The 21,932-nt window shown below is 55.2% G+C and carries 14 protein-coding genes; 11 read left to right on the top strand and 3 right to left on the bottom strand.

Annotated features, from left to right (window positions below; genetic code table 11):
- Positions 1-7 precede the first annotated feature (7 nt).
- Positions 8-790, top strand: coding sequence for a GIY-YIG nuclease family protein (locus K227x_RS26945; RefSeq protein ID WP_145175336.1), 783 nt, complete (start codon positions 8-10; stop codon positions 788-790).
- 748 nt (positions 791-1,538) lie between these two features.
- Here K227x_RS26945 and gspG read toward each other — a convergent pair.
- The 3 genes from gspG to K227x_RS26960 all read right to left on the bottom strand — a co-directional run bounded on the left by gspG (position 1,539) and on the right by K227x_RS26960 (position 4,797).
- On the bottom strand, positions 1,539-2,021 hold the full coding sequence (gene gspG / locus K227x_RS26950) for a type II secretion system major pseudopilin GspG (protein WP_145175339.1): 483 nt from the start codon (positions 2,019-2,021) through the stop codon (positions 1,539-1,541).
- Positions 2,005-3,012, bottom strand: coding sequence for a type II secretion system F family protein (locus K227x_RS26955; RefSeq protein ID WP_145175342.1), 1,008 nt, complete (start codon positions 3,010-3,012; stop codon positions 2,005-2,007). The genes gspG and K227x_RS26955 overlap by 17 nt, the downstream gene beginning before the upstream one ends.
- A gap of 252 nt (positions 3,013-3,264) precedes the next feature.
- Positions 3,265-4,797: a GspE/PulE family protein gene (locus K227x_RS26960; RefSeq protein ID WP_145175345.1), complete on the bottom strand. Its 1,533-nt coding sequence runs from the start codon at positions 4,795-4,797 to the stop codon at positions 3,265-3,267.
- 269 nt (positions 4,798-5,066) lie between these two features.
- Here K227x_RS26960 and K227x_RS26965 point away from each other — a divergent pair, with 269 nt between their 5' ends.
- The 10 genes from K227x_RS26965 (at position 5,067) to K227x_RS27010 (ending at position 21,661) form a co-directional block, all read left to right on the top strand.
- Positions 5,067-7,037: an ArnT family glycosyltransferase gene (locus K227x_RS26965; RefSeq protein WP_145175347.1), complete on the top strand. Its 1,971-nt coding sequence runs from the start codon at positions 5,067-5,069 to the stop codon at positions 7,035-7,037.
- 353 nt (positions 7,038-7,390) lie between these two features.
- Entirely contained in the window at positions 7,391-7,786 is a 396-nt protein-coding gene (locus K227x_RS26970) for a hypothetical protein (protein ID WP_145175350.1), read from the top strand.
- A gap of 382 nt (positions 7,787-8,168) precedes the next feature.
- A complete protein-coding gene (locus K227x_RS26975; protein ID WP_218933568.1) occupies positions 8,169-13,979 on the top strand; it encodes an RHS repeat-associated core domain-containing protein in 5,811 nt (1,936 codons plus the stop codon).
- Positions 13,980-15,085: 1,106 nt separating this feature from the next.
- Entirely contained in the window at positions 15,086-15,853 is a 768-nt protein-coding gene (locus tag K227x_RS26980) for a glycosyltransferase (RefSeq protein ID WP_145175356.1), read from the top strand.
- A gap of 45 nt (positions 15,854-15,898) precedes the next feature.
- Entirely contained in the window at positions 15,899-17,434 is a 1,536-nt protein-coding gene (locus K227x_RS26985; protein ID WP_145175359.1) for a glycosyltransferase family 39 protein, read from the top strand.
- On the top strand, positions 17,398-19,230 hold the full coding sequence (locus K227x_RS26990; RefSeq protein ID WP_145175362.1) for an ArnT family glycosyltransferase: 1,833 nt from the start codon (positions 17,398-17,400) through the stop codon (positions 19,228-19,230). The genes K227x_RS26985 and K227x_RS26990 overlap by 37 nt, the downstream gene beginning before the upstream one ends.
- Before the next feature lie 86 nt (positions 19,231-19,316).
- Positions 19,317-19,832 (top strand): type II secretion system protein, encoded by a 516-nt coding sequence (locus K227x_RS26995; protein WP_145175365.1) that lies wholly within the window; start codon positions 19,317-19,319, stop codon positions 19,830-19,832.
- Positions 19,795-20,226: a type II secretion system protein gene (locus K227x_RS27000; RefSeq protein WP_145175368.1), complete on the top strand. Its 432-nt coding sequence runs from the start codon at positions 19,795-19,797 to the stop codon at positions 20,224-20,226. Before K227x_RS26995 ends, K227x_RS27000 begins: the two co-directional genes overlap by 38 nt.
- A 47-nt stretch (positions 20,227-20,273) precedes the next feature.
- Positions 20,274-20,786: a hypothetical protein gene (locus K227x_RS27005; protein ID WP_218933569.1), complete on the top strand. Its 513-nt coding sequence runs from the start codon at positions 20,274-20,276 to the stop codon at positions 20,784-20,786.
- The gene (locus tag K227x_RS27010) at positions 20,783-21,661 is read left to right on the top strand and encodes a hypothetical protein (RefSeq protein WP_145175374.1); all 879 of its coding nucleotides are present in this window, start codon (positions 20,783-20,785) and stop codon (positions 21,659-21,661) included. The genes K227x_RS27005 and K227x_RS27010 overlap by 4 nt, the downstream gene beginning before the upstream one ends.
- Positions 21,662-21,932 lie beyond the last annotated feature (271 nt).

Below are 21,932 nucleotides of genomic sequence, written 5' to 3' on the forward strand. Positions count from 1 at the left end.
AGAACCTATGACAACAAGCTTAAAAGATGCGGTAGAGAAATCGTTTTTAACCGTCCATGAGGGACGAAGTACAGACGATGTAGTCATTGAGCCCGTTTTGAACAAGGCGTTTCTTTCAGAATGCCAAAAGCTTGCACCCAATGCCTCAGACTTCGATGCAAACTGGCAACTGCTGAACCTTCGCAAAGCTTCATCGCTAGGAAAAGTAACCACCGATGTGCATCGTTTCTCTCACGGTGACTATCAGCATGCGTCACAAATCGCCGCTCGGCAGCTTGAGGACCGCTTTCAACTGACCGTGGACCGAATCTTATGTGATCCGGCGAAACGTGATGAGTTTGATGCTATCGCGAGCTCAGTAGCCGCAGACGTTCCGGTCTATCAGCTTCGGAAAGCAGCTCTCGGACTGAGGAAAGCTCGAAAGCTTCGACCCGAGCTAATCAAACGGATCGCCGACTGGGGTGTTGAGATACTTTCGTTCGAGGCGAAGCAGCTTACCGAGGACGGGGATTTAATACCGCGCAAGCCTGGAATCTACCTCTTTAGAGACAAAAGTGGCTATCTATACATCGGTGAAGCGAGTTCACTACGTTCTCGAGTTTCCAAACACTTGGATCACTCTGATCGCAAAGCTCTCGCTCGCCATTTCTGGGACACGGGCATTACCGAAGTCGTAGTAGAGCTTCATGCATTTGATGCACATTCCGACGCTCGGAAGACTGGACCGCGAAGAGCATATGAATCGGAGCTCATCGAAAAGCGGAACCCACGCTTCAATATTCGGCCTTGATTTTTCGTGAACAAAAGTGGCACGCACGTCCGAAACAATCTTGGATTGCCGCAGAATTTTTGCCGGGTGCTCCACGAAGCACGACGATGCACCGAGAGGAGCCGAGTGGCAAGCGGAACGATGGAGGTTGATTTCTCTTCAGTCCCGTTGCTGGACGGAGACGATCCTGTCAGTAGCATCCTGCTTGTCCTGACGACTGCGGTGCCGCGATTCCCTGCGTATCACGGCACGCCCCTTCCTTCGATCCCCTCAGAATCTCGGTGGCACGCGAATCGATTGAAGCACAGATGAGTGCACCGGGATCGGTAGCAGCTGTTGCGGCAGGATTGGGCGGCAAATTCGATGGACCCGATTTGCGCCAATCGCTGGCAAGCCGACGGCAGCGGTGTGCGGAGCGAGAAGTTGCCGAGGGGGGGCGGAGAATTTGTGACACCTCGGATTGGTGTCACTTTGGCATCAACGCAGAAAACACGGGAGCCTCCTGTGGGCTGTTTTCCTCGTGTTTTGCCGAGTGGGCGATACAGAACTCGAATCTGTGACCTCTGCCGTGTGAAAGCAGCTATCCAGGCCAGAAACCCCCGCTTTCACGACGAAAATGCGTCTTTCCGTCCTCCATCTGCTCCAATGGACACCGTCATTTCCGTGCGTTTAGGGTACGGAAAAGGGTAGGGACTACCGAGACACTTGGCTCCAGGGAGCCAGGTGCGACACGCGATGCAATAGGCCTGATACCGTGCCAAGGACGTGATCAGCCGCCTCTCGACCGTTGGCCGAGCTCGTTGCTGGTGATGTCCTTGTCAGCTGCGGTTCCTCCCTCGCGATGGTCTGCTCCGTAGCAGGAGACATCGTAGGGTTTCGTCTTTCCTGGGCTGACGTATTCGTACGGATGCCCCCACGGATCGGAAGGGACGAAGGTTAGAATCCCTTCGGCAAATTCGTCGCTGGGCTGTGACAGCACTGGCAGGCCCTCCTGGTTCTTGGGGTAGCGATCGTAGGTGGTGTAGAACGTTTCCAGGGCCTGGCAGATCTTGCTGATCTCCATCTTGGCGACGTTCTGTTTGCTGCGGATCAGGTAACTGCGAACGCTCATCGTTACGACACCCGACAGCAATCCAAGGATCACAATTACAACCATCAATTCGACCAGCGTGAACGCTGCACGACGGCAGCGAATGTGCCTACGCGATTGAGCGTGCGTGACGTTTCGCTGCTTCTTATTCTGCCAATACATTTCCGGCCTCTAGAATGGGGAGCACCGTCGCAAAAAGAATAAAGCCGACGATTACCGATAACACAAGAATCAGCAAGGGTTCAATCAAGGTCGTGATCCGAGTTGCGAGCACCCCCGCCTGACGATCGTAATCCATGCCAATTCGAAGCAGCATCCGATCTAGCTGACCACTTTGCTGCCCGAGCGAGAAAACCTGACCCATCGAGCGCGTGAATATTTTATGGCGATCAGTCGCATCGCGGAGGTCCTGGCCGAACCTCAAATCCCTCTGCATCTCGACGAGCGCGGTTCTTAACAAGCCATTGGTAGTTGATTTCTGAGCAATCTCCAAGGCATCGACCAACTCCACTCCCGAGCGCAATAGGCTGCTGACCACTAGCGACATCCGGCTTAACGCTTGCTTCTGAATCAATGTACCCAAAATCGGGGTCGCGAACGCTAGATCGCCGATCGCTTTTTGCCCACGCGGTGTTCGCCCTAGAAAAACGGCGACAAAACAAGCACTAATGACGCCCCCGACGATCCAAAATCCCCACTGGAGCAGCAAGTCGCTCATCCATTTCAGCACCAGTGTTGGCAGTGGTAACGGCCTGCCGATCTCAGTCAAGTTCTGCAGCAGCATCGGAACCACGACCGTCATCAAGAATATGGTCACACCTACGCTGACCAGCATCACGATCGCAGGATACAACAGTGCCGACAGGACGCGATCCTTCAGTTCGCCACTACGCTCTCGAAACTCAGCGACCTGCTCGCAAACCTCATCCAAATTTCCAGCGTGCTCACCAACACGAATCATGCCAACGGTCATCTCGTCAAAGACCTCCGCCTCGCGGCTCATCGCATCAGCCAGACTGCTTCCACTAGCAACCTGGTCTCGCACGGCGCGCATCGCATCACGAAATCCCCGCTTCGCCTGTGACGACACGGAATCAATCGCGTCCAACAGCGGCACCCCGACCTGCAATAGCGTCGCCAGTTCGCGAATCATCGCCGTCACTTGCGACCGGTAACGCGGTGACGACGACTTCCTCTGCGTGTTGGGAACCAACTTAGCTGCACCACGTTCCTCGACCGATTCGATGCGCAGCCCCAGTTCGCGAAGTTGCTCGCGAGCGTGCCGACCACTACCAGCCGAAATGGTTCCCCGTTTCCGGGATCCGCGTTGATCGATTGCGCGATAAGCATAGGTTCCCACAAAAATCTCCCGCAGCCCGTCGCCTTGCAAACCAGAAACAGTGACTTAAAGGGCTGTCCGCATCGTAACCCGTTCGATCTCTTCGAGGGTCGTTATCCCTGACTGGACTTTCTCAGCCCCACTTTCCCTCAGCAGCTTCATTCCTCGTGCGATAGCCGCCTCCCGAATCTGAGACGCGTGCGCCCGCTGCTGAATCAGATCACGAATCGAATCATCCAGCACAAGCAGCTCGTAGATGCCCTCGCGCCCTCGATACCCGGTCCCGCGACAATTTCTACAGTGCACCGCCAATTCAGCAACGCCTCTGCACTCGGTGCATACACGTCGCACCAACCGCTGTGCCAGCACCGCCAGCAGACTGCTGGAAACCAAATATGGCTCGATGCCAAGGTCAAGCATTCGAGTAACGGCACTTGCCGCATCGTTCGTGTGCAGCGTGCTGAACACAAGGTGTCCCGTTAGCGCCGACTGAACCGCCATCACAGCTGTTTCTTCATCCCGGATCTCGCCCAGCATGATGATGTCGGGGTCCTGCCGGAGTACGCTTCGCAGTCCGCTTGCGAAAGTCATCCCCTTTTTTGTGTTGATTTGCGTCTGACTAATTCCGTCCAGCTGGTATTCGATCGGGTCTTCCAGGGTAACTGCGTTCCGCGTCGAAGTGTCGAGTTGAGTTAGTGCGCCATATAGCGTTGTACTTTTCCCACTGCCCGTAGGACCTGTGACGAGCACGAGTCCGTGCTCGGCATGGATGACGTCGTTGAACCGCCCCAGTGTCGCTGCGTCCATCCCGATTTCGGCCAAAGAATAAAGCCGAGCACTCTTGTCCAGCAGCCGCACCACCACGCGTTCGCCATAGCTGGTTGGCATCGATGCGAGCCGCAGGTCGATAACACGATCACCGACACAAACAGTCGCCCGACCGTCTTGCGGCAGCCTCTTTTCCGCAATATTCATCTGGCCTGCCACCTTCAGCCGGCTAACCACCTCGTCTTGGATGGACTTCGGGATTTCGCGAACTTCAGTCAAAACGCCGTCGATTCGCATCCGCACGACCATGGAGTTTTCGAACGGCTGAAGATGGACATCCGACGCTCGCTGCTGGATCGCATCGAGCAGCAGGCTATTGACTAGCTGGACAACCGGACCCTGCGTGTCCGTTTCAAGCAAGTCGTCGCGACTGGCGGCATTTGAATTATCAAATAGCTCGTCCAAGCTAACCGCATCAGTCGATCGCGACGGGGACTCACTCGCTTTCGCCTCGTATGCGTTGTTGATCAGCTGCCTTAGAAAATCAGCATCAACAGCCTGGCGAAGGAGTGGCTGTCGAAGGATTCGGCCGACGTTGTCGGCGATCAGCGAAACTTGTTCGCCGCTATAGAGAAGACGAACTTGATTCTTTGAATTGACTGCGGCGATTGCTTGATGGCGACGGCAATACTCAATCGGAAATCGCTCCACGAAATCCACCAATGGCTGCCAATCTTGGTTGCTCTCAATTTCGCAGTCCGATGCAGTCAAGGCGACTTGCTGTTTGCCCTCGCTACTGTTTGCACCTGTATGCTTGGCTTGGCTGCTCATTGTGACTGATCTCGCACCACGAAATATATCGAGCCTTATCGCAGGAAATAGAAACGCAATGCGTTCAGCGACAGTTGAACCACTTTAACATTCATGAATCCGAGAATGTGATCCGGTCTGCACATCTTAATCTGGTGCATCGCAGAGATTCTCTCCAGAATTTTGTTGACACCACTGCGGGGCACCGCAATACTTCCCCCCCGCGGCAGATCAAGTGACGTGTCGCACGGCGAACCTAATCTTTTTTCTTTTTCACCCACGGGCACTAAGTGAACAAGTACGCAGTCAATGCGATCGTCAGTGGACTGCTTACGGTTCAGGCGTTACTGCTTGTTCACTCCGCCAAAGTGCATAGCCCAACCTGGGATGAAGTCGGACATTTGGCTGCTGGCATTTCTCATTGGGAACTGGGAAGGTTCGAACTCTACAGCGTTAATCCGCCACTCGTACGCACGATTGCTGCGGCCCCCGTTTATTTCTTTTCCGATCCGCAAATGGATTGGGATTACTACCGCAGTGACCCGTCGCTTCGCAGCGAGGTTTACCTCGGCAGGCGGATGATTGACTTGAAGGGCGAAGACTCCTTCCATGACTTCTTCATTGCTCGGCTTGCAGTAATACCGATCTCGCTAATCGGAGGCTGGCTTTGCTTTCTGTGGGCCAGAGATCTGTTCGGTGAAGTTTCCGGAATGATCGCATTAGCACTTTGGACCTTTTCACCCAATGTACTTGGCTATGGGAGTGTAATCACTCCTGATCTGCCGTCCGTTGTCGCGTTTGCAGGTTCTTGCTACGTTTTCTGGAGATGGAAGCGAGAAGGCGGTTGGACCTGGACGCTTACGCTCGGTTCTGCCATGGCGATTGCGATGCTAACGAAAAGCATCTGGTTGATACTGCCAGGAGTTTTTGCGTTATTGTGGACGACCGCACTCTTGTTCCAACGCAAATCGACAAGCGGAGCGTCGGTCGAGCCGGCAGACGGCTGGAAGGCCTCTATTGGCCAACTTGCGATGGCAACCGGCCTAGCAGTCTTATTGACAAATGGATTCTACGGCTTTGCTGGCAGCTTTCGCTCGCTTGGGTCGTTCGCGTTTGTGAGCACGACATTCTCTGGGCTAGAGGTCCGTGTCGACAAAAATCCCGATTGTGTCGACTGTGACCCGCGAATTATTACACCACCAAAAGGAAACCGATTCGCGCAATCTGCGTTGGGACGACTGCCAGTTCCATTGCCGTCCAACTACCTGCAAGGAATTGATATCCAAACCCGCGACTTCGAGCGCGGTCGATATGACCCAAGCTGGAAAAGCTATCTCCTCGGCGAATGGAAGCAGGGCGGATGGTGGTACTACTACATCGTTGGACTATTCGTAAAAGTTCCGCTTGCCGCTTGGATGATGCTGGCCGCAGGATCGGCAGTCGCGTGCCTATGGAGACCTGATCAAAACTCAAAATTCGGGATTGCCTGCTTGCTGCTTCCTGCACTGATTTTCTTTGTGATTGTCAGCACGAGCACTGGCTTGAACCGCTACGTGCGGTATGCCCTTCCCGTTCTGCCAGCGATCTTTGTGTGGGCTAGCCAGCTTGGGAGACTTATTGAGAAAGGTCGCTCGCTCGCAACACGCCGGTGGGCGACGGTCGTCACATCGGGTCTGGTGTGTTGGTTTGCAGTTACGTCGATTCGAAACGCCCCTGATCACCTTAGCTACTTCAGCCCGGTAGCCGGAGGCCCGTCGCGCGGCCACCTCGTGCTGTGCGACAGCAATATCGACTGGGGGCAGGACTTGATCCAGCTTCGCGATTGGCTTGATGCCAACCCGGACGCAAAGAAGGATTTGCGATTAGCGTACTTCGGATCTTATGACCCGGCGTCCATTGGGATTTCCTACACCGCACCAACTGCGCGTGATGCCAGCTCGTTTGCACGCCATGACTCGAGAGATTTAATTCCGGGCTTCTACGTAATTAGCAAGAACTATGTCATGGGGCATACCATGCCGATGCCAACTGGCTCAGCTCGGATGCACTTTCAGTTCATGAACCCAGCGGAACTGGCAAGATTTGCGGACGCCAGCGTATTCGATGAAATTGGACATTCAATGAACGTGTATTTTATTTCAGGAAGAATTAGCGCTGACGGTGTTGATCGAAATGAATCCAAGCGGGACGCCGCAACCGCCACGGCAAACGCTCATCGGCTTCTGACCCTCCTCACCTATGTTGAGAAGTTAACGAAATGAAAAATATTGCGAAGGGACATGCACAATCGAACCCTGCAAGTTTGGCACTACTGCTGCTACTGCTGGTGCCCATAATTGTAGCTGGAGCGTTTTTTGTCCTGCGTGAGCGAGTGGACACGCCCTATGCGACGAGCGAGACGTCCCCTTCCCTACGAAACTCAACGGTCCAAGTTGGAGGGATCAAACGCCCTCGTAGCGACATAGAAACAGGACAGCGTGCCTTGCAGGCCGGCAAAGACCTAAAGAGCAGCGGTTACGGCACAACTCCTCTGCGCGACCCCGACTTTAGCAGTGGAACCCGCGCCGCCTTTGACGCCCTAAGCAACAAGAATAGTCCTGAGCTTACTAGCCCTATGATTCCAGCCCCACCATTTGACGCCACTGAGTACCGGCGTCGCCCGGATCAGTATTTGGCGATATCTGTTCCCGGACGCGTCTGGCAATCGGCTCAGCCCGCTGAAGGCGTCCCTGTCATCGAGTCGCTGTCGAAGTCGTTGCAGCAAATCCAGCAAGGCGAAGCAGTGCGGCTAGAAGTGAAGGCGGTAGCGAACATGCCGGTGACGTTCACTTCGTTTGACCTTGGTGCTTTTGAAAATGGACTGGCAAGCGTTACCGTTGCGGCTGACGAAGACGGAATAGCGACAGCCACACTGACTGCGACACCGGGGTCGATCGCAAACATCAAAGTCCTTGCAGCCTCGCCAGAGGCATCGGGTCGCACCCGATTCATAGTCAATGTTGTCAAGTAGCATCCCATCTGGGAAATCAAAAATGAACCTTTGCCTTAGCGACAGACTCCCGAACTTGGAGACAGAGCAAATGAAGAACGCACGCCTTGCTTCAGTCGAACCTCGGCTACTTTCAATTGCCTTCGTTCTAACGGCTTCTTTCCTTTTCACGTCGATGGCGATGGGGACAGATGGGGGCAGTACGTCTCCAACTATCAGCGAATCTGAAGCGGACGACATCGCTTCGACTGATGTTCCTTTGATGTGCTGGAACAGTTCATTCGACCTTGATGGGTGCCAAGGCGAGGACGGTGAGCCTGGATCTGGCTGTGGATGCGGGGGAGAAGTGGAAGCACCAAACCAAGATGCGATTCCTGCGATTCCGGGGAATACCAGCAAATCGATGAGCAATGACGCCTACTTCAGCCACGGGCAGTCACGCGTTTTCAACGTGACCTATAACTACTTCCACAATGCAACAGATTATTCGGCTCCAGACGGATATTCGACATCAATAAAGCGATTTCATCGAAGCCGTGATCTTACGGAGGTCAGCAGCTTCGGGCCCGGCGTATTTTCAAGCTGTGACATTCGATTTCAATTCAATTCACTAGGCGGAATTAACACCAGCATTTTCAAAGCGTCGATTTTCGACCCCAGTGCTGCGTCAAGAGTAGAGTTTCGCTATCAACTCAATCTGGCCGAGGATGCTGTCTCGTTGATTCCAAGCGATCGCTCGCGATTCAAAAAAATTGAGATTTTGGATGACCAGCTCGCAGCCATCGAAGCTCCACTGCCTGGATACTACGACATTGATGCGGACGCGTTTGAATTTGCGGGTGCAGAGTTTGCGCGTGCAACGAGCTGGAATGGCGACATCTTTTTGTTTGAGTTGGTAGTCGCCGAAGCGTACCCGGGATTTGACCCCGCCGTTCACCATCCTCAGAATGGGCGACTTATCGAAGCTCACACTCGCGATGGCAATGGCTACACCATCAACTACAAAACATGGACTCAGCCGCAGATCGACGCGGCTCCCGACAGGCTGTGGCAAATCGATACAGTCGTAGACTCCCACGGCCAGACACTTACTTTCGACTACAACGCCCAACAGCAAAGCGGATTGTGGGCTGTGAGTCGCATCACGTTACCAAACAGCGACTACATCGATTACGGATACGCAGGCGGCTTTCTGAGCACAGTGGATTATCCGGACGGCACCCAGACGACCATTTCTTATGCTGCTGGGACTAACGGGCTGGTTGAAATGGATTTTGAGGACGTCGCAGCGGCACCAAAGCATCGTCGAAAGACTGTTTCGCTGACGGGATCGGTTGCGACAGTCAACGGTTCTGTCGTGCCGACGGCCGTGGGGCTCACACGCGTCGTAGTCAATGGCGAAGACGAGGTCACTTACCTCAACGGGGCAGGCGAGAGTAGTATCAAGGGAGTGATATACGAGGGTGGCGGTCGCTTGAAACAGACGGTCCAGAATCTTGACACCTTCGACTTTGCGCCAGAAATCTTTTACCAGGATGGTTGGTCAATTGCAGAAGAAATGGGGGAGATGACGCTTACAGGTCAGGCGGAACCCATTTTTCAGCTCGAGACCGGTATCTCGATGAAAACAGGCAACCCTGAGGCCTCACGTGATTCCCGTGGTGTCTTTCGCGAGTTCGAATACGACAGCAATGGCAGCTTGACTTTCATACATTACTCTGATGGGAGCACGTTTGAGGCTTTTTGCTATGACGGAGGCAACAACTTAATCCGCATGCGTGACCGCAATGGGAATGTGACGCGATACACCTACGATTCCGCCGGAAGGATGCTGACCAAAGCAGAGGGATTGGTTGACGGCGTTTCCAATCCTGGTGACGTTTACAGCAGCGTGTACAACCGTTGCCCGACGGATGACGTGCAAACTGCGGAGTATGCAGTTGAAACGTTCACGTACATCTCGCCAGGAAATGATGGTGAGGGACGTATCGAAAGCAAGACGGACCCTCTTGGGAATGTGACAAACTACGAGTACGACTCACTAGACCGGTTGAAGAAAATCATTCAGCCGACAGCATCGCTCGGCGGATCGCGCCCCGAAACGGCCTACGCATACAAGTCCGATGGGAGACTTGATACCGTCGTGGATCCAGCTGGCCATACGACTCAGTTCTTCTACGACAGCCGAGGACGTGAAATCAGCCGTCTCTACGATGACGGCACATCTGACCGAACAATCTACGGCGTTACAGGCGATTCTACTGGGCTGGTGGTAAAGCGAATCAACCGAGCCAAGGTGGTGTCCACATTCGAGTACGACAAAGCAGATCGGCTCGTAGAGGAAACCAAGGCGGCAGCGGTTATCGATGATTCCGATACTGAAGTTGCGACGTCAGACATTGCGATCGCGCAGACAATGGAATACCTGAACGGCACCGACTCTGTCGTTGCGGTGCGCCAAAGTGGCGACTTAACCGAATACCTGTACGATTCTCGTGGTCGCCGCATTGGCACCTTTGTGAATTCGAGCGACGGCGGCAAACAGGCCACTCAACTAGTGTTCCGCGATAACAAATTGCTCAGCCGCGAAGACTCATCGGGCAGAAAGACATTCCACGCCTACGACGCGACAGACGGACGCTTGATTCGAACGGTTACCGGCCTAACAGCCGAATTCTCGTTGGCAGACTACGCTGCTGTCAATTCACTGGTCCGCGATAGCGGCCCCAACGCCGATTACTTAATTAGCGACCGCGTCTATCGAGCGAATGGCACACTAGAGTGGAGCTACGATGGCCGTAATTCAGCGACCACCACTGAATACGACAGCCGAAATCGCGCAATCGCAGTGATTGCGGATGCCGACTACGATGACCGCAGTACGCTATCAACCCTGCCCACCGCGATGGAATTGCGCACTGAAACCGACTGCGACCTGGCATCGAACGTCACCGAAGTTCGCTCTCCGCGCTATTTTGACTCTGGCGACAGCGAGGGCTACCAGAAAGCCAAAGAGACCTGGACCTACAACGGAAGGGGTCTGACTGCGACTCACACCGAGGCGCCCGGCACCGCTGAAGCGGCGACTGAGTCGTTCGCTTACGACCTGCTGGGGCGCCGCATCGAGCGGACTGACTTTGCCGGGAAGGTTTGGAAAACCCATTACGAGGATTGCTGCGGCCAAGTGATGGCCAGCGAGAACCCCCTGGGCCATGGCTCGATCGTTCGCAAAGACGCTGTTGGGCGGACGATTCACCAGGTATCGATCGAAGACTACACGTCACACGTGGCGTCGCTTGATGATCCGGTCAACGCCAAGACACTTCGTGAGATGACAACAAAGTACGATGGCCGAGGCCGGCCGGTCGCCCGAACGACTTGGCTGGTTGCGAGAGGGACGGTCGATGCGACCGATCCACCGATCGCCGGACTGGGCGGTGTATCGGCAACGGACGGGTTGACCGAACAGTTCCTATACGATGACGACCTGACCGATGACGTTGGCCTGGACAGCAGTGGAGGAATGACGCTTCTGATCGGCAGTGATCCGGTGTCGCTCTCGGCGGCCCTCACCAAGCTCGCCGATACAGAAGCCAATGGTGGTGCGGGCGTTAGCTTCGATGCTGATGCAACCGGTTCGGCCCGCGTGACGATCAATCCGGAAGGGGAGGTGCGATACGCCATCTCCGACGCCGCCGGACGTAGCGTGATGAGCGGGGTGCTGAAAGCGAGCGACTCGTCACTGATCACATGGAACTGTAGTGTCCATGACGCAACCACCACGGTCAGCGGATTCGGCACGGTGCTGGTCTCCAAAAGTGTCAACGCGCTCGGCAAAGTGAGCCAGCGGCACACCGATGCGGCGGGCCGGACGATCCAAAGCCTTGATGCCCTCGGTAAAATCACCAGCTATGAGTTCGATGCAGCAGGAAACCAGCTGAAGGTGCGTGATCCGAACGGTGTTGGCCAGGATTGCACCTACGATGCACTGGGCCGAGACCTGAGCTGCACCGACACCAGCAGCGCCGTGGTCAGCAGCAGCTACGATACGGCGGGCAACAAGATCGCAGCAACGGACACCAAGAGCGAGACGACGACCTACGCGTTCGATGCTCGGGGTCGTCAGGTGATGCAAACCGACCGACTTGGCGGCGAGACCGAGTTCGCCTATTCGGCCACCGGCCAACTGCTCAGCCTGACAGATGCTCAGGATCAGGTGACCAGCTACACCTACGACGATGCTGGCACCAAACTGACCGAGACGTATCCCGACCACGTCCCCAGCAGCACGCCAGGGCAAACCGGCTACGGCATCGTCAGCTTCACGCCGGACGCGACTGGGCGGACGGAGGCCCGCATGGACCAGCAGGGTGATACCTGCACCTACGCCTACGACCTGGCCGGACGGTTGCTTGACAAGGTCTACGCGGCCAACGCTTCCGGGCCGCTTTCTGGCCAGGGGCATACCGACACGTTCACCTACGATGATGCCGGGCGGACCTTGACGGCGGTCAGTGGCCGATACGCGAACACCGTGACCTACACGTACGACGATGCGGGCAGAAAAGCGACCGAAGCCCTCACAATGGGTGGCCAAACCTACACGACCGCGACCGGTTACGACGCGGTTGGCCAAGTGTCCGGCTACACGTATCCCGACGGGACCGCGGTCGCCCGCACCTACAGCGACCGTGGCCAGTTGGCGACGATCGCATATGCAAGCACGACGGTGGATACCCGCACCTACGACGATGGTGGCCGGATGACGGGTTCTGCCTATAATAACGGAGTGAGCGCAACCCGAGCCTACAATACCGATAACACGCTCGCGTCGATTACCCACAGCGGCGCTGCGGTGGGGAACTACACCTACGGCTGGGATTCGAACAAGAACAAGACGTCTGAGGCAATCACTGGCACGCTATCCGGCTACGGGTTCGACGTGGGCTCCAGCGGCTACGATGACGAAGATCGCCTGGTCAACTGGGAGCGGGACGACAGCAGCCTCGACCAATCTTGGAACCTCAGCCTAGTAGGGGACTGGAACAGCTTTACCGAGAACGCCAGTTCTCAGGCACGCACCCACGGCCCAACGCACGAGATGCTGACTGTGGCTGGCCAAGCCGTGACGCATGACACCAAGGGGAACACAACGTCAATCCCGGCAGTGCTGCGTCCTGGCAGCGACCCACTGGCGATGAAGTGGGACTTCGAGAACAAACTGATCGGGGCGGATATCGACAACGACGCCACTGATGACGTGACGTACCAGTGGGATGCGCTCCTTCGGCGCGTCGGGCGTGACGATGGCACAACGGCCAGCATCTATGTGCAGAACGGGCAGCAAACGGTTGCCGATTACACCTCTGGTACGGCGGCTTCGAGCCCGACGTACAACTACGTCTACGCCAGCTATATCGACGAACCGGTGCTGCGTGGTGGCACCGGCGGGCTGCGGTACTACCATCGCAACCAACAATATAGCGTCACCGCTATGACTAACGGCGGCGGAACCGTCAGCGAACGCTACGCTTACGATGCGTACGGCACACCTACGACCACCGACGCCAGTGGCACTTCACTTACGACCAGTACCGAGAACAATCGCTATACCTACACGGGACGCGAGTACGACGAGGCGCTTGGGCTGTATCACTACCGCGCCCGCATGTACGACAGCGAGTCGGGCAGGTTCTGCTCCAGAGATCCGATTGGGCATGAGCTTTTAGATATTGTCAAGGATCGTCGCGTTAAAGAGTTTTTCCAAAACATAGATTGGTCCCTTGTCGACGATGATGTTTTTGAAAATTCAACATTTTTGAAAGTTGCTGAAGTTTACGGTGTGCATCGCGAAAGTCTCTCACTTGGTAATCCAGGGCAAGAGACTCCGTTGCAAAAGCACTCGTATGGTCTCTACGGATATGTTGAATCTAACCCAATAACGTGGGTCGATCCGTCTGGAAACTGGCCGCTTTGCTCTTGCGGATGCGTCCCAGCGGCTCCCGCGCCAGTACCTTTACCGCTACCGATGCCGTGGTGGTTGCCACCGGTAATGCCAGGAATCACTTTTTGCGGTGCTTTTTGTGGAAGCAACGGATTGTGCCCGCCGGCGATATGTTCAGTGATTCCGTGTGCGCGTGAATCAAATTGGATCTGGAGCAAATCAACGAACACCTGGACTCTTCTTGGTACCGGTGGAGGTTGTCAGATATGAATGAGGGTGTTAAGCCGCCAAATGCTTGGGGCTGGTCTTTTGTTTCGCGATGGTGGAGTTGTAGCTTAGGTTTCCTGCTTGCAATTCCTTGTCTATTCGTATTGGGCGCGTTCACAGCATCACTGCTTGACGTTGTGGGCGTGAACGTGACAAACCCGCTTCTTGGCATGCTTGGTGGCTTCATTTTACCAGCAGTGATAATTGGTTGCGTTTCAGCATTTGCCTTCCGGCGAAATCGTCAATCAAGGTTCTTGTCTGGCGTTTTTGCGGGTTCATTCGCGTTGGCATTGGTTAGCCTTTTGAATTCGATCTTTTTGCTGGTAAGTGTCGCTATCACGGGGGCTCCCGGTTTACTCTAAGGACCGGAGAAATCAAATGAGCTAGGTCTCATTGACGAGTGCTCCAGGCGATGCACCGAAGTGAAATGACGCTTGACGAGGCCGCCGCAAGGCGGCCTTTTCTGTTGGCCTCGGGGAACGGCTTCGCCGGGGTCAGGCCTTGTGTTCGGTGTTCAACCGTGGGCAAGAGAAAGGCGCCAGGTACCGAAAAGTCAAAATAGGCAAGTAACTTCCGATTGCATCGGAGCGAGGCGACGATAGGATTTCGTCGCAATCTTCGGCACGATGTCGCCACCCGGCAGACCGCCACTTTCCCGAGCGCAGCGAAGTAAGAGTGGACCGCGCACACTCGAGAATGACCAACGAGCGTAGCGCACGGCGACCTGGATGGTCGCCGCATGAACTAGCCCTGTCGCAGGATGCCGTCATCGTCCCAGTGATGCGCGAGCGAAGCGGGCCGGACGCGGTAGCAGGCAGGCGGAGCCGTGGAATACCATTCAAGTTGTAAGGCGGCGGCGAAGCGTTGACGTTCCGTGGGACAGTGAGGTACGAGCAAACGGACAAACGCGGGAGCGGCCCCCGCAACGATGGCCTCTCGAATCATGCCTCGCGGATCACGCACCTGCAGGCTGAACGATCCTCCAACAGGGAAAATCCCCGAGATGTCAGGGTCCGGCGTGCGAGGGGCGGAAAGTTGGCACGGCAAGCTCTCATTCCAATTGGCTTGTAGGTTCCCATCGGACGCATCGAATCCGCTACGATTGTTGCATGCCACTCAAGACTGTTCTGATCGTGCCTTGCTTCAATGAGGCAAGGCGTCTACCCGGCGAGAAATTCAGGGATTTTGCGCTGCATCATCCTGACTGCTCGTTCCTGTTCGTCAATGATGGCAGCACAGACCAGACCGAGGCGATGCTGGCAACGGTGTGCGATGGAGCTAGCCCCCAATTCGATTACATCAACTGCGGTCAGAATATGGGAAAAGGCGGCGCGGTGCATCACGGCTTTCTTGCCGCGAGCAAACGGTCTCCCAAATACATCGGATACTGGGATAGCGATTTGTCCGCGCCGCTGAACGAGCTCGATCGTATGATTGCGTTGATGGATGCTCAGCCAGCAACAACCTTGGTAATGGGCGCCCGCGAAAGATCAGCAACTGCAAATATCAGGCGGACACGCTTGCGATCGATTATTGGTCAAACGTTCCGGTGGCTTCGCAACCGATTGCTAGATACAGACCTGACGGACACTCAGTGTGGCGCGAAGCTGATGAGAGTTTGCCCACCTATTTGCTGTGCTTTACAAACGCCGTTTTTGACTCGTTGGCTATTCGATATCGAGATCATCATGCGGCTGCAGTCATCGGATCCTGAACCGCCAGAGATTGTGACAATGCCGCTCAATCAATGGGCCGACAGCGGTGGATCTCGTGTCACGTTTTGGGAAATGATTCGGATCGTCTTCGAGCTCGCATCGCTTGTTCGGATTCATCGCGTTAAAATCGTGGCACCCACTGGAACGCTTCGATCAGAATAGCGGTATTCGGGCACTCTTGTTTTGTTTTTTATCGGGCTGTTCGAAATGCGGGAACATAGTCATAGCATTGCTCGCATAGCCGGCCCTGCGATCGTCGTCTTGGTGGGTGCAATCTTGCGATTGGCCTACATTGCTGAACGGCCGATTTGGTTCGATGAAGCATTCACGTGGAAGCTGACCAATGACTTCGGTTGGTCCGAAATGCTAACCCGGGCTGCCGGCGATGTGCACCCGCCATTGTATTACATGCTGTCGCGGGCTTTCCAGGGATTGATTGGCGACTCCTTGTTTTCTCTTCGCTACCCCTCGTTCCTGTTTGGCACCGCGACAATCGGTTCGCTGATATGGCTTTCGAAGAAGACGTCAATGAATCATCCGATTGCCGACCGGATGCCATTAATTCTGTGGCCAGGAATCCTGCTTGCTTTGTTGGCTGTTCACGTGCGTTGGTCACAGGAAGCCAGGATGTACGCATTGATGGTGATGCTGAGCGTTGCATCGACCCATTGCCTGTGGAACTTCATTCGATCCGATGGGGATCGACGAGTGAGCGCGACGGGTTTCATGATCGCTTCGGTTTTGTTGATTTACACGCACAATTTTGGAGGGATTTTCTTTGCGAGCCAGCTTGGATACCTGTTTTACCGACTCCGGCAGGACGCTGGTCAGGAAAGCTGCGTTTCACTGAGGTGGATTGGGTTGTTCGCTGCGATACCAACGCTCGCTTACTTGCCTTGGCTACCGTCATTGCTGCATCAGATCGGCCAGGTCCGCAACGAATACTGGATTCCACCGCTGACGTTTGAACGCGTATCCTTGTTGTTTTCCGAACTGATTTTGTCCGAAGAGTACAACGCGACGACGCCGTTGATTTTTCGCGTGCTGCTGTCATTGCTATTCTTCGCCTCACTAGGGTACGCCATCATCCGCGGATCAGAGTTTGATCGATACTTGGTGGCAATGATCCTCGGGCCATATTTCATCGCGATCGCTATTTCGTTGGTCCTGACGCCGATTCTATGGCCACGTTATTTGCTGGCAAGTTTTGCGCTGTACCCCATTGTTCTGGTCAGCGTTCTTTACCGTCTGGTTGAGGCGAAAGCGGCGAACAGGGTGATGCTGCTGGTTGCGTTGGGGTTGTTGGTCGTGCTTTCCCGCCGCTCGCTCGACTTCCAATGGCGGCGGGGGATGCAGCCAGTCGCTGCTTCGATCATTGAACACAGCAAGCCGAGCCATCCGGTAGTGGTTGCTCGTTCGTACCTGTTGTTTGAAACCGAACATTGGCTCCGAAATCAGACTCCAAAACGCAGGGTGTTTGTGCTGGACAATGGCGAAGCGGTTCGTTTTGACGGCGGACTTCCGCTACTGAGAGACTCGGACGTGATCAGCCCCGAAACGCTTCGCGAGCGTACCGAGCGAGCTTGGCTGATAGACTCGACAGCCTGGAATGCACCGCTACTTGACTCCCCACCGCTCGGTTGGCGTTTCACTCGCCATCCGGCGATTGAAGGCTGGAGCCCCTACTCGGCGTGGGGACGAGTTCGATGCTGGGAAATCGTTCGAGAACACTCGTCGAAGTAGTCAACTTAACGATCCGCCCGTCACCCACCGATCCCAACGAACGAATGATGCTCGAGAGATTTAGAACAAGTCGTCTGCTGTGGTATCGAACGGTTGCGGTCGTTTGCATCGCAGTGCAGAGCATTTTTCTGATCTGGGGTGCGTGGAGGAACTCGCCAACGGCAGACGAGACCGGCCATCTTGTCGCCGGGGTAACCTACTGCAAGTACTGGGATTTTGACCTTTACAACGTCAATCCGCCGCTACCCAAGATCATCGCCGCCTTGCCGGTCGTGTTGATGGAACCCGCATTCGATGGGTCCAGCTGGGAGCGGAGCATCGGGGCTCGCCCAGAAGGAAAGCTGGGGCGTGATTTCGCGAGACTTAACAAAGACCGAATGCGGCAAATCTTCTTCGTCGCGAGAACGGCGATGCTGCCTTTCGCTTGGCTGGGGGCCCTGGGGTGCTACTGGCTTGGCCGTCGCTTCTATGGCGAGGAGGCCGGACTTTTCTCATTGGTGATGTGGTGTTTCTCTCCAACCCTTCTTGGACACGGGTGCCTAGTGACCAGCGATGTCGCCTCGGCATCAGTGCTGATCATATTCATCTGCGTGTGGGACTACTTTCGCGAGCGTCCCTGCCTGGAGACCGCAATGAACTTAGGATTTGCACTGGGTGTCGCCGCACTGTGCAAGTTTAGCTTGATTGTACTGATCCCGGCGATTGTGATCGTGGGGGTCGTCGATGCCTATTCTCGTGCACTGTCCACGCGAAAATCCTGTCTGTATTTCGTGGTCGGCGGGGTAGCACTGTGCCTGCTAAACTTTGGCTATCTTTGCATGGGCTCACTGGAGCCAATCGGCAACTATCAATTTGTGAGTGAGAAGCTTGTAAACGTCCAGAGCCATTTACCACATGGCTTTCTGGTTCCGCTGCCCCACGATCTCGTAGAAGGCGTTGACCTCCAAGCAGCTGACTTTGAACGCGGGTGGCATGCCTATCTGATGGGCGAAACCCGAAAAGGTGGATTCGCGACGTATTATCTCTGGGCAAGTCTATTCAAAGTCCCAACAACGACGCTCGTTTTGCTGGGACTTGCGCTGTTTTGCCGTTGGCCAAATCGTCGGGAACTTCCGCTACTGGTAATTCCGCTATTGTTAATCCTGATCGCCAGCAAGCCACCAACGTTGAACATCGGCATTCGCTACGTGATTCCGCTGCTGCCGCTGGCGTTCGTTCTAATGGGCCGTCTGACTCTTCGCACGCCCCGCGTTAAGTCAGCTGCAGTCGCCCTGATGCTGGCAACCGTTGTCATCGTGTGCCTGCAAGCTCCAAATTGGCTTGGCTTTTTCAGCTTAGCGAGCCGTATGGCAGGAAAACCCGAATTGCTACTAGCAGATTCCAATATCGACTGGGGACAAGATCTGTATGCGCTGAGCGACTGGTGGAAAGAACGAGAGGAAACCGAACCATTGAACCTGGCGTTCTGGGGACCGGTGGATCCAGAACTCGTTGGGATCCGACATCAGTTACCCCCTCAACAACGGGACCGTGCGGTGCCGATCAATCGAAGCCATCCGCAGATGGCTCGGTTAACGGCTGGCACTTACGTGATCAGCGTCAATTTTCTACATGCGTTCTCCCCGGCGGAATGGCAGGACAAAATCGGCTTCGCAGGCGCAGATCGTCCATCTCTAGAGTACTTTAGTCGGTTGGATCCGGTCGAAAAAATTGGGACATCGCTGTTTGTGTACGAACTTGACCAAGTAACTTGTGACCAATTCAATAAAGAGCTGGGCTTGATCGGACGTCGATAGGTTCAAATGGAGTGCAGCTCCCGCCAGTCCCACGCAGGCAACAGACAGCTCGACTCCCAAGTCATTGAACGAAAGAACTAGACGTCATGAGACTGCGGCCGAGATTTGCCAGGGGCTTCACACTGGTCGAACTTTCCATCGTGCTGGTTTTGGTGTCAATCCTGTCAGCAACAGCCGCGATGATGGTCCGATTGCCATTGGCCGAATCGCAGCGTCAGCACGGGATTTCGCAGGTGCGATCGATGGATGCGTTGGCGCGATTGCATGCACGCAGTGGCGACAAAATCGAGCTGGAGTTTGATCGTCAGGATCAGTCAGTTCGTGTGCTTAATCTCACGAAGCAGGAAACGATTTCACAAGTCTTGCTGGATAGTAATTCTCGCATTTTGAGCGTGGCTTTCGGCGACTCGCGTGCCAGTACAAGGTCAACCATAGCCTACGATCGCTTTGGCGTTTCCAAATCGTTTGCGGTCGCCTTGGGGCGACATGGCAGTGATCCGAAGTGGCTGCTGGTGCTGGGAATGACCGGTCAACAGTACATCGACGAATCAAAGGAGGCCGTCGATGCGATCATCCGCCGGGAACGGAATCACTCTGGTTGAGGTCATCGCTGGGCTAGCGTTGATGGGGACCCTGCTGACGACGGTTGTAATCAGCAGTTCACAGCATCTTCGTCAGTTGAAGGCTGCCGAGCGCAAACGCGAGTCTGTCGCGCGGCTGGATGACTTCTTGTCTAGCTGGTCGATCAGCAATTTCAGCCGAGATGGTGTTGGCGACGCGGTCCGGCGTTCGGGTCTCGCTGCGACGGGGGCATATGGGACTTACGGCGTGGATCGCACAGCGGGTCAAACGTCTGCACCATTTCAGGTCGATATACGAAAACATGCGTCGTCCGATTTCAAGTCAGGTGCAATCGTACGCCTTACCGTGTCGGTACCGAATGATGGCAACGCCCGCACTCGCACAGCATGGGCGGAAGTGCTGGTGCCCGAATGAGAATGGCGGGAAACACCTGGACAAGACGGCCTAATACGCGACCAGGGATGACGCTGATCGAATTGATGGTTGCGGCCGCATTGTCAGCATTGCTGCTGGTAGCTTTGATCGGTGTGCTGCGTGGACTGAGTATGCAAATGCGATTGGCAAACCGGATGGATCAACCGGTTTGGCCAAGCCGATTCGTTCAGTTTCTGCGCCGCGACCTGTTGGCAGCCGACGCTGTTTGGGAACGGTCAGGAATCGTCTGGATTCGCACGGACGCACCTGCCTATTCGTCAGCGGGTAACACTCCAAGTGATATCACCGGAATTCGAGATATCGGATACCGCTGTGGCATGCTGCAAAACGGAAGGCGAGTGCTGGAAAGAATTGATTCGGACCGAGTCGATGTTCTGGCATTCGAGCCTTCGCGAATCGTTGTTGAACGGCTCGATTCGCAAGGGAACCCTCAGCCGCTACCTCCTTCGCCAGGCCCGGTACCTGCACAGGTCCGCGTCTGGGTTTGGGAGAACTCTGCTGGTCCACCAAAAGTCCTCAAGGACTTGGTCATACGATGATCCGCTCCAAACGCAAACGCCGCTCACGAGACGGCTATCTGCTGGTCACGGTGATCGTCATGATTGCTGTGGCGTCATTGATGCTATCTCGAATGGCATCGACGAGTATGCGAGTCGCATCAGCAGCCATCGAAGAGGAGAAAGATCTTCGCAACCGCTGGGCCGTGACCAGCTTGCGCCGATTTTCATTAGACAATGCACACAAAATCCTTGGTGGCAAATCAAGGGCAACAGCTGCTTCGGGCGACGGCGCTGTGGCGAAGCCTTTCCTTTGGAAAAACGCTCGGCTTGGAGGGCAGACGTGGCGAGTGATCATTGGTGATGAATCGGCAAAACTGAATCTTGTTCACGCATCAAGGTCACTAGGTAAAGAGGCTGCAACGCGAATCATGGACGAGCTTGCCATGGACGGCGGATTGCTGAAGCCATCCAGTGACACCTTATCGGCGGACCAGTCCGGCGCAACACGCTGGGAGCACTGGCTTTTGGAAACGAGTGGAGCCCCTGCATCATCACCACGCCACATGGCAGTCGCTACACAGAGAATGACTCTTTGGGGCAGTGGGCGAGTGAACGTCCTGAGCAGCGAACGAGAGACCCTGGATGTGCTATGGCATCAATTGTTTGGCCGTGGTCTGCCACCAGCGTTCGACAGCATGCGAACTCAGTCGCTGTATTCCTCAAAAGAGCAGCTAATTCGATCACTGGCACTGCGAGAGTCACAGGCCCGGTTGGCGGAAGAATGGTTGGACATAGAGAGCGACTGTTTTTCAGTCTGGATTTTCTGCGAATCTGACCGTCGAGTTCCGTCATCGCTCTATGTAGACTGGGGGGACAGCCAGGCCGCGCAGGAGCATCGCGGACATGAGTACTAGAAGCACAGCGTTTTACCGACTTGCTCGTTAGGAGTTATCGTAGCGATGCCAGACCAACAAAAACGCTTACTGCTTTGGCTGGCCAGTGGACTGTTTTGCGCTGCAGGTGTCGCCACATTTGCGACGAGCCAATTGACCGAAATCGAACCAGATGACGTCAATCTGGATCTGAGTTCAGTCACTATCCGTCAGCCGAGCGAGCCATCGCCCATCAAGATCCGGCTCGGAGAAAAGAACTTTCGATATGTTTGGGGAAAGCCGCTACGTCGGC

The organism is Rubripirellula lacrimiformis (assembly GCF_007741535.1).
Lineage (GTDB): Bacteria > Planctomycetota > Planctomycetia > Pirellulales > Pirellulaceae > Rubripirellula > Rubripirellula lacrimiformis.

Coding starts and splice junctions, on each gene's coding strand:
- K227x_RS26975 (WP_218933568.1), top strand. CDS start 8,169: ATGAGCAATGACGCCTACTTCAGCCACGGGCAGTCACGCGTTTTCAAC.
- K227x_RS26945 (WP_145175336.1), top strand. CDS start 8: ATGACAACAAGCTTAAAAGATGCGGTAGAGAAATCGTTTTTAACCGTC.
- K227x_RS27010 (WP_145175374.1), top strand. CDS start 20,783: ATGATCCGCTCCAAACGCAAACGCCGCTCACGAGACGGCTATCTGCTG.
- K227x_RS26960 (WP_145175345.1), bottom strand. CDS start 4,797: ATGAGCAGCCAAGCCAAGCATACAGGTGCAAACAGTAGCGAGGGCAAA.
- K227x_RS26970 (WP_145175350.1), top strand. CDS start 7,391: ATGATTCCAGCCCCACCATTTGACGCCACTGAGTACCGGCGTCGCCCG.
- K227x_RS27000 (WP_145175368.1), top strand. CDS start 19,795: ATGCGATCATCCGCCGGGAACGGAATCACTCTGGTTGAGGTCATCGCT.
- K227x_RS26955 (WP_145175342.1), bottom strand. CDS start 3,012: ATGATTCGCGAACTGGCGACGCTATTGCAGGTCGGGGTGCCGCTGTTG.
- gspG (WP_145175339.1), bottom strand. CDS start 2,021: ATGTATTGGCAGAATAAGAAGCAGCGAAACGTCACGCACGCTCAATCG.
- K227x_RS26985 (WP_145175359.1), top strand. CDS start 15,899: ATGCGGGAACATAGTCATAGCATTGCTCGCATAGCCGGCCCTGCGATC.
- K227x_RS26990 (WP_145175362.1), top strand. CDS start 17,398: ATGCTGGGAAATCGTTCGAGAACACTCGTCGAAGTAGTCAACTTAACG.
- K227x_RS26980 (WP_145175356.1), top strand. CDS start 15,086: ATGCCACTCAAGACTGTTCTGATCGTGCCTTGCTTCAATGAGGCAAGG.
- K227x_RS27005 (WP_218933569.1), top strand. CDS start 20,274: ATGACGCTGATCGAATTGATGGTTGCGGCCGCATTGTCAGCATTGCTG.
- K227x_RS26995 (WP_145175365.1), top strand. CDS start 19,317: ATGAGACTGCGGCCGAGATTTGCCAGGGGCTTCACACTGGTCGAACTT.